Source organism: Mesorhizobium sp. M2A.F.Ca.ET.037.01.1.1 (genome assembly GCF_003998075.1).
Taxonomy (GTDB): Bacteria; Pseudomonadota; Alphaproteobacteria; order Rhizobiales; family Rhizobiaceae; genus Mesorhizobium.
In genome coordinates this window covers 1-6,970 of record NZ_RZSA01000272.1, presented here as the reverse complement: position 1 = coordinate 6,970, position 6,970 = coordinate 1, and the positions used below count along the sequence as shown (strand labels likewise).

Annotated in this window: 7 protein-coding genes; 1 reads left to right on the top strand and 6 read right to left on the bottom strand. The window is 64.5% G+C overall.

Features of this window, described 5'->3' with window-relative positions; translation table 11 throughout:
* From EOA27_RS15490 to EOA27_RS15470, 5 genes are all read right to left on the bottom strand, one after another.
* On the bottom strand, positions 1-1,059 hold a 1,059-nt coding region (locus EOA27_RS15490), incomplete at its 3' end, for a gamma-glutamyltransferase (RefSeq protein ID WP_127256618.1).
* Positions 1,060-1,079: 20 nt separating this feature from the next.
* Positions 1,080-1,880 carry an ABC transporter permease gene (locus tag EOA27_RS15485; RefSeq protein WP_126078630.1) on the bottom strand — a complete coding sequence of 267 codons (801 nt, stop codon included), beginning with the start codon at positions 1,878-1,880 and terminating at the stop codon, positions 1,080-1,082.
* Positions 1,877-2,800 (bottom strand): ABC transporter permease, encoded by a 924-nt coding sequence (locus tag EOA27_RS15480; RefSeq protein WP_126078631.1) that lies wholly within the window; start codon positions 2,798-2,800, stop codon positions 1,877-1,879. Before EOA27_RS15480 ends, EOA27_RS15485 begins: the two co-directional genes overlap by 4 nt.
* On the bottom strand, positions 2,797-3,876 hold the full coding sequence (locus EOA27_RS15475; protein WP_126078632.1) for an ABC transporter ATP-binding protein: 1,080 nt from the start codon (positions 3,874-3,876) through the stop codon (positions 2,797-2,799). Before EOA27_RS15475 ends, EOA27_RS15480 begins: the two co-directional genes overlap by 4 nt.
* A 79-nt stretch (positions 3,877-3,955) precedes the next feature.
* Positions 3,956-4,996, bottom strand: a complete 1,041-nt coding sequence (locus EOA27_RS15470) for an ABC transporter substrate-binding protein (protein WP_126078633.1) — start codon at positions 4,994-4,996, stop codon at positions 3,956-3,958.
* Positions 4,997-5,222: 226 nt separating this feature from the next.
* Here EOA27_RS15470 and EOA27_RS15465 point away from each other — a divergent pair, with 226 nt between their 5' ends.
* Entirely contained in the window at positions 5,223-5,924 is a 702-nt protein-coding gene (locus tag EOA27_RS15465) for a GntR family transcriptional regulator (RefSeq protein ID WP_189343208.1), read from the top strand.
* Between the two features lie 17 nt (positions 5,925-5,941).
* Here EOA27_RS15465 and EOA27_RS15460 read toward each other — a convergent pair.
* A partial coding sequence (locus EOA27_RS15460; protein ID WP_145970362.1) for an ABC transporter ATP-binding protein occupies positions 5,942-6,970 on the bottom strand: 1,029 nt, incomplete at its 5' end.

Sequence of the window (6,970 nt, the reverse complement as noted above, 5' to 3'; positions counted from 1 at the left end):
GATATAGACCGTGTCGCTGCCGGGAAGATCGAGACGCGGCAGATGGGTCATGGCGCGCTCGGAATCGATCGCGGCGCGCAAGCTGTCGGCATAGGCGCTGGAAAGCAACGCCTGGACCGGAACGTCGACGTGATCCTGGTCGGCGAAGAACGCATCGCGATCCTGATAGGCCAGGCGGCCCGCCTCGATCTCCAGATGCAGACGCTCGGCACCCTCGGGATCGAGCCTGCCGAGGTCGAAGCCCGAAAGCACGTTCAGCATCAGAAGCGCGGTCAGGCCCTGGTTGTTGGGCGGCATCTGGTGGATGTCGTGACCGCGATAGGAGGTGCTGACCGGGGTGCGGTAATCGCCCTTGGTCGCGGCGAAGTCTTCCAGCGTATGCAGGCCGCCAAGCGCGCGAAGCCGCCCGACCAGATCGCCCGCGACAGCGCCTTCGTAGAATCCGGCGCGGCCCTTTTTCGCGATGATGCGCAACGTCTCCGCCAGCTCCGGCTGGCGATGGATGTCCCCCGCCTTCGGGGGCCTGCCGCCGGGCAGGAAGATGCGCGTCGCAACCTCGTCGGCCGACAGGTCGGTCTCGGGGTCGTGCCAGTCGAAGGCGACGCGGTCGTGCACGACATAGCCTTCTTCCGCGTAGCGAATGGCCGGAGCGAGCGCATCGGCCAAACCCTTGCGGCCGTGGTCTTCCAGCAGCCGGCACCAGGCATCGACGGCGCCTGGAACGGTGACCGCGTGCGGGCCATGCAGTGGCAGTTCGCTGAAGCCCTTGTCCCGGTACCAGTCGACGGTCGCGGCGGCGGGTGCGCGGCCAGAGCCGTTGAAGGCGATCACCTCGCCCTGCCCCTTCGGGCAATAGAGCACAAAACAGTCGCCGCCGATGCCCGTCGATTGCGGCTCGACCACCGCCTGGACCGCGGCCGCGCAGACGGCGGCGTCCATGGCATTGCCGCCGGCGCGCAGCATGTCGATCGCGGCAAGGGTGGCAAGCGGATGCGAGGTCGCGGCCATCGCCTCGGTGGCGCGGACCGGCGAGCGGCCGGGAAACTGGAAGTCACGCATGCTGGTTCTGGTATCCTATATCAACGTCCGCGGCCGAAAAGCTGGGCGGCGGACAACAAGACGATCGATAGCACGATCAGGCAAGTCGAAATGGCGGCGATCGTCGGATCGATCTGGTCGCGCAGCGCATTGAACATGCGCCGCGTCAGCGTCGTGGTCTCGCCGCCCGAGATGAATAGCGACACCACCACCTCGTCGAAGGAGGTGATGAAGGCAAACAGCGCGCCCGAGACGATCGAGAATCTTATTTGCGGCATCGTCACCTGGAAGAAGGCGGAGAAGCGGCCGGCGCCGAGGCTGCGCGCCACCATCTCCTGGTTCATGTCGTAGGAGCGCAGCCCCGAAAGCACGGTCAGCACGACCAGCGGCAGCGCCTGCACCGTATGCGCGATGACGAGGCCGGTCAGCGTATTGTTGAGGCCGATGCGGGCATAGAGGAAGAACGTGCCGATGCCGATCAGGATGACCGGAATGATCAGCGATGCCGTGAGCAGCGCGTTGATCAAGCCGGTCATCCTGAGCGTGCGGGCGTTGATGGCGTAGGCCGCCGCGGTGCCGAGCAGCGTCGCGACGATCGCCGTCATCACCGCTACCTTGACCGATACGATGGTGGCGTCGCGCCATTCGAGGGAACCGAAATAGCTTTCGTACCAGCGCAGCGACCATTCCTGCGGCGGGAACTCCAAGAGCGAGGAGCCGGAGAAGGACATGATGACGATGATCACCGACGGGGCGATCAGGAACAGCATGACGAGGCCGCCGAGCGCGTAGAGCCAGAGGCGTTGCCGATGCGAGATCGGCAGGGCGTTTTCCATGCTCATCGCCTGCTCCAGACCCCGGTCGCGCGGGTGCCGAGCAGCCAGTGGAAAAGGCCGAGCAGCGCCAGCGTGACGGCGAGCAGCACGACGCCAAGTGCTGCGCCCGCGCCCCAGTTGGAATAGAGGCTGGTGGTCTGCTCCATGCGCATCGCCCACATGATCACCTTGCCGCCGCCCATCAGCGCCGGCGTGACGAAGAAGCCGAGGCAGAGCACGAAGACGATGACCAGGCCCGAAGCCAGGCCCGGCAGCGACAGCGGAAAGAAGATCTGCCGGAAGGTGGCGGCGGGGCTCGCGCCGAGATTCATGCCGGCGCGCAGGCAGTCGACGTCGATCGTCTTCATCGAGGCATAGAGCGGCAGCACCAGGAAGGGCAGCATGATGTGGGTCATGCCGATGATGACGCCGGCGAAATTGTTGGCGAGCGGCAGCGGCTGGGAGATGATTCCGAGATCGATCAGCCACGTGTTGACCAGTCCCTTGCGCTGCAGGATGACCAGCCAGGCATAGGTGCGCACCAGCACCGAGGTCCAGAACGGCAGGATGACGAAGATCAGGCAGATGGAGGCGGCGCGACGCGGCAGCTGCGAGAGCATGTAGGCCAAGGGATAGCCGAGCAGCACGCAGGCGCCGGTGACGGTGAAGGCCACCTTGAAGGTGGTGACGAAGGTCTTGATGTAGGATGCCTGCTCGAAGAAGCGCGCGTAATTGGCGGCGCTGAGCTGACCGCTCTCATCGAACAGCGAAAGCCAGAACAGCCAGCCGATCGGCACGATGATGACGGCGAAGACCAGGAAGAGCCCGGGCGACAGCAGCGCGAGCATGCCATGCGCTTCCCATCGCGCGTCGGCGTTGAGCGCATCGGCATTGAGCGCCCCATCGCGTCGGGAGGCATGACCGAGACTGGCGGATGCGAGGCTCATTGGTCGGCCACCAGCACGACGTCCTGGGCATCGATACCGAGCGTGATCGGCTCGCCCGGCGCCGGCAGTTTCGCCAGCACATCGGAGCGGCAATAGTCGCGCAGGGTCACCTGCCGGCCGTCCTTGAGCGTGGCGTAGCAGACGAAGCTGTCGCCCTGGTAGATGACGTCGCCGACGGTTGCTGGCAGCAGGTTGACGCCGGTCTCGCCGACGTCGGCAACCAGGCGCAGCTTTTCCGGCCGCACCACCATCAGATGCCGACCAGTGGACGGCGCCGCATCGTTCATCCGTAACTTCCTGTCCTCGTACCAGACGCTGCCATTTCGGCTCTCGACGGGAATGAAGCTGGACTCGCCGATGAAGCCGGCGACGAACTTCGTCCGCGGCCTGGCGTAGAGAACTTCCGGCTGGTCGATCTGTTCGATGCGCCCGGCATTCATGACGGCGATGCGGTCCGACATGGTGATCGCCTCGCGCTGGTCGTGCGTGACGTAGACCGTCGTCATGCCGAGCCTGCGATGCAGGTTGCGCAATTCGATCTGCATGTGCTCGCGCAGGCTCTTGTCGAGCGCCGACAGCGGCTCGTCCATCAAGACGATGCGCGGCTCGAAAACGATGGCGCGGGCCAAGGCCACGCGCTGGCGCTGGCCGCCGGAGAGCTGGTCGACACGGCGCTCGCCGAGGCCCTTCAGTTGCACCAGGTCCAGCGCCCTCTCGACGCGTTCAGCTGTTTCCGCGGCCGACACGCGGCGCTGCTTGAGTGGAAAGGCGATGTTGTGGAAGACGTTCATATGCGGGAACAGCGCATAGTTCTGGAACACCATGCCGATGTTGCGCTTGTGCGGCGGCATGGTGATGATCTCCTCGCCTCCGACCTTGATCGAGCCGGCATTGGCCCGCACGAAGCCGGCCAGGATCATCAGCAAGGTCGTCTTTCCCGAGCCGGACGGCCCGAGCAGCGTCAGGAATTCGCCCGCCGCGACATCGAGGCTGAGATCGCTGAGGATGGAGACCGCGCCGAAGCGCTTCTCAATCCCGCTTATGCCGATGGGCAGCGCGGACTGCGCGAGAGACAACAGCATCTCCTTCAACTCCGGATCATTTTTGCGAAACGATGCGGAGCGGCGCCGCAAGGACGCCACTCCGGTACGATCCTCATTGCTGGATCAGGTTGTTGAACTTCTCCGTCGCCTCGACGAGGGTGTCGCGCCAGAAGGCCGGGTCCTGCAGCACCTGCTTCTTGACGTTCTCGGGTGAGGAATTGATGTCCTTGATGCGCTCGGGCGGGATCTTGCCGGTCTCGAAAGCCTTCTCGTTGGCCGGGCCGTTGTCGACATAGAGCGGCAAGTTGGCCTGGAGATCGGGGCTGACGAACTTGGCCAGCGCCTTCATGGCGATGTCCTTGTTCTTCGAGCCCTTCGGGATGACCATGCAGTCGGCGGTCAGCACGCCCTGGTCGAAGGAGAAGCTGACCGGCGCACCGCTCTTCTTCAGTGTGCCGGCGCGGCCGTTCCAGATGCTGGCCATATCGACCTCGCCGTCCTTGACGAGCTGCATGGCCTGTGCGCCGGAGGTCCACCAGGCATCGATATGACCCTTGATCTTGTCGACGGATTGCAGCGCACCGTCGATGTCGACCGGGTAGACCTTGTCGATTGGAATGCCCTTGGCGAGAGCGGCGACGCTCAGCGTCTCCGTCGCCTGGCTGCCGGAGAGCGCGCGGCGGCCGGGGAATTTCTCGACGTTCCAGAAATCGGCCCAGGTCTTCGGGCCTTTGTCGCCGAAGACATCGGTCCGGTAGATCAGCACGACGGACGTGTAGGAGATGCCGACCCAGTCGTCATGCACGAGCTTGGGATTGATGCCGGTCTTGTCGATGACATTGTAGTCCAGTTTCTCGAACAGGCCTTCCTTGGAGCCGCGCGCGCATTCGTCGGCGCCAAGCTCGGTGATATCCCATTTGACGGCGTTGCCGGTGACCTGCAGGCGCACGTCGTCGAGGCCGTTGGTGGTGTCCTGCTTGATGGTGATGCCGAGTTCCTTGGCCGTCGGATCGAAGAAGGCCTTGGTTTGCGCTTCCTGATAGGTGCCGCCCCATGAGGCGACGGTGATGGTGTCGGCGGCCGACGCCGGAACGGCGGCCGATGCCAGCAGCCCGGCAATCGCCAGGCCGTGAATAAAAAGTCTCTTCGTCATTTTCGCTTCTCCAACCGGTGTTCCCGTTATCGTTGATTTGGTATGCTAATTTGTATACAATTTTGAGTGTAATTCGACGGAAGCCGATGTCAACATGGGCTTCAGGTTTTTGATGGTGGAGAAGCGGGACAGTTCGAAGCGGCCGCGCACGCGACAGGGTCTGTTCAAGCGGGCGCTAAAAGGCACTAGACTGCGATTCCATGACTGACCGTTGGAGGCGGGACGTTTGAGCAAGGAAAGAAAAAACACGCTGCGCGACTCGGTCTTCGAGAAGCTGAAGGCGTTGATCATCACCGGCCAGATCCCGCCGGGCGGCCGCGTGACGGAAAACGAGATCGCCGAGCGCCTCAAGGTCAGCCGCACGCCGGTGCGTGAAGCCTTCAACCGGCTGGAACGCGACGGGCTGGTGATCGGCCGGCCGCGCCAGGGCTATGTGGTGGCCGAATTCAACATCACCATGTTCCGCGAGGCCTTCGACATCCGCGAATTGCTTGATGGCCGCGCGACCGAGCTGGCCGCGGCCAATGCGAGCGCCGCCGACAAGGCGAAATTGCGCGAGATGCTCGCCGAATGCGAAAGGCTGGCGGCGATCCCGGATCGCAGCACGCGCGAAAAATTCGAGGAGCTCCAGGTCGGCATCGACCTGCACCGGGTGATCGCCGAAATCGGCGGAAACGAGATGCTCCATGGCATGCTCTGCGGCATCCTCGACAAGTGCCAGCAATATGTCTGGACCGAGCTTCTGTGGCTGGACGAATGGAAGCTTACCCGCGAGGAGCACGCTGGCATCGTCGACGCGATCTGCGCCGGCGATGTGGCTCTGGCCGGCGAGCGCGCCCGCGCGCATGTGCGCGGCTCACGCGAGAACATCCTGCGCCTGCTGCAGGCCAAGTCCGACTATCAGGGATTCTTCGCCAAGGCTTCTTGAGTCTTGAGCCCTGTCCGTCAGCTGGAAAGCATGGGGCAGTTGGCGCCGCGCCGCAGACTGACATGCGCCACGTCGCCGACGCTGAATTGAAAACCGTCGGCGCGCCGCGGCGCGTCGATGACTATCGCAGTCCCCTGCCCGAGCTCGGCATGCAGGCGCAGCGTGCGGCCGTGGAAGACGACACCGCTGACCCGCGCCGGCGCGGTGCCCTCGCCGGATTCGCTGGCGGCGAGAAGATCTTCCGGGCGCACGCCAATGGTGCGGGTGTCGCCGGCGGCCGGCGTCTCGCTGCTGTCTGAGGTCGCCTCCAGCGGCAGCTCGCCGGCGGCGAAGCGCAGGCGTTCGCCGTCTCGGCCGACGAAGAGCGACTGCAAGAGATTCATCGTGCCGATGAAGGAGGCGACGAAGCGCGTCGCGGGCCGGTCGTAGAGCGTTGCCGGCGCTGCGATCTGCTCGATGCGGCCCTTGTTCATGACGACGATGCGGTCGGAGATCGACAGCGCCTCGGTCTGGTCGTGGGTAACCATGACGAAGGTGGTGCCGAGCCGCGACTGCAGCCGTTTCAATTCGACCTGCATCTGCTCGCGCAGATGCGCGTCGAGCGCCGACAGCGGCTCGTCGAGAAGGAGCACGCGCGGCTCGCAGACAATGGCGCGAGCTAGCGCGACGCGCTGGCGCTGGCCGCCGGACAATTCGGAGACGCGGGCGCGCAGCTTGTCGGCGAGGCCAACCATGTCGAGCGCCTCGCGGATGCGTTTTGCCTGCTCGGTGCCGGACATTTTGCGCAGCGACAGTCCGAAGCCGACATTGGCCGCGACATCCATGTGCGGGAACAGCGCATAGTCCTGGAAGACGGTGTTCACCGGCCGGTCGAAGGGCCGCAAGCCCGTGATGTCGCGGCCTTCGAGCAGGACATTGCCGCTGGTTGGGCTTTCGAAGCCGGCAATGACGCGGAGGCTCGTCGTCTTGCCGCAGCCGGAGGGACCAAGCAGCGTCAGGAATTCGCCCGGAGCGATGTCGAGATCGACGCTATCAAGACCAACAAT

Coding starts and splice junctions, on each gene's coding strand:
- EOA27_RS15485 (WP_126078630.1), bottom strand. CDS start 1,880: ATGAGCATGGAAAACGCCCTGCCGATCTCGCATCGGCAACGCCTCTGG.
- EOA27_RS15480 (WP_126078631.1), bottom strand. CDS start 2,800: ATGAGCCTCGCATCCGCCAGTCTCGGTCATGCCTCCCGACGCGATGGG.
- EOA27_RS15470 (WP_126078633.1), bottom strand. CDS start 4,996: ATGACGAAGAGACTTTTTATTCACGGCCTGGCGATTGCCGGGCTGCTG.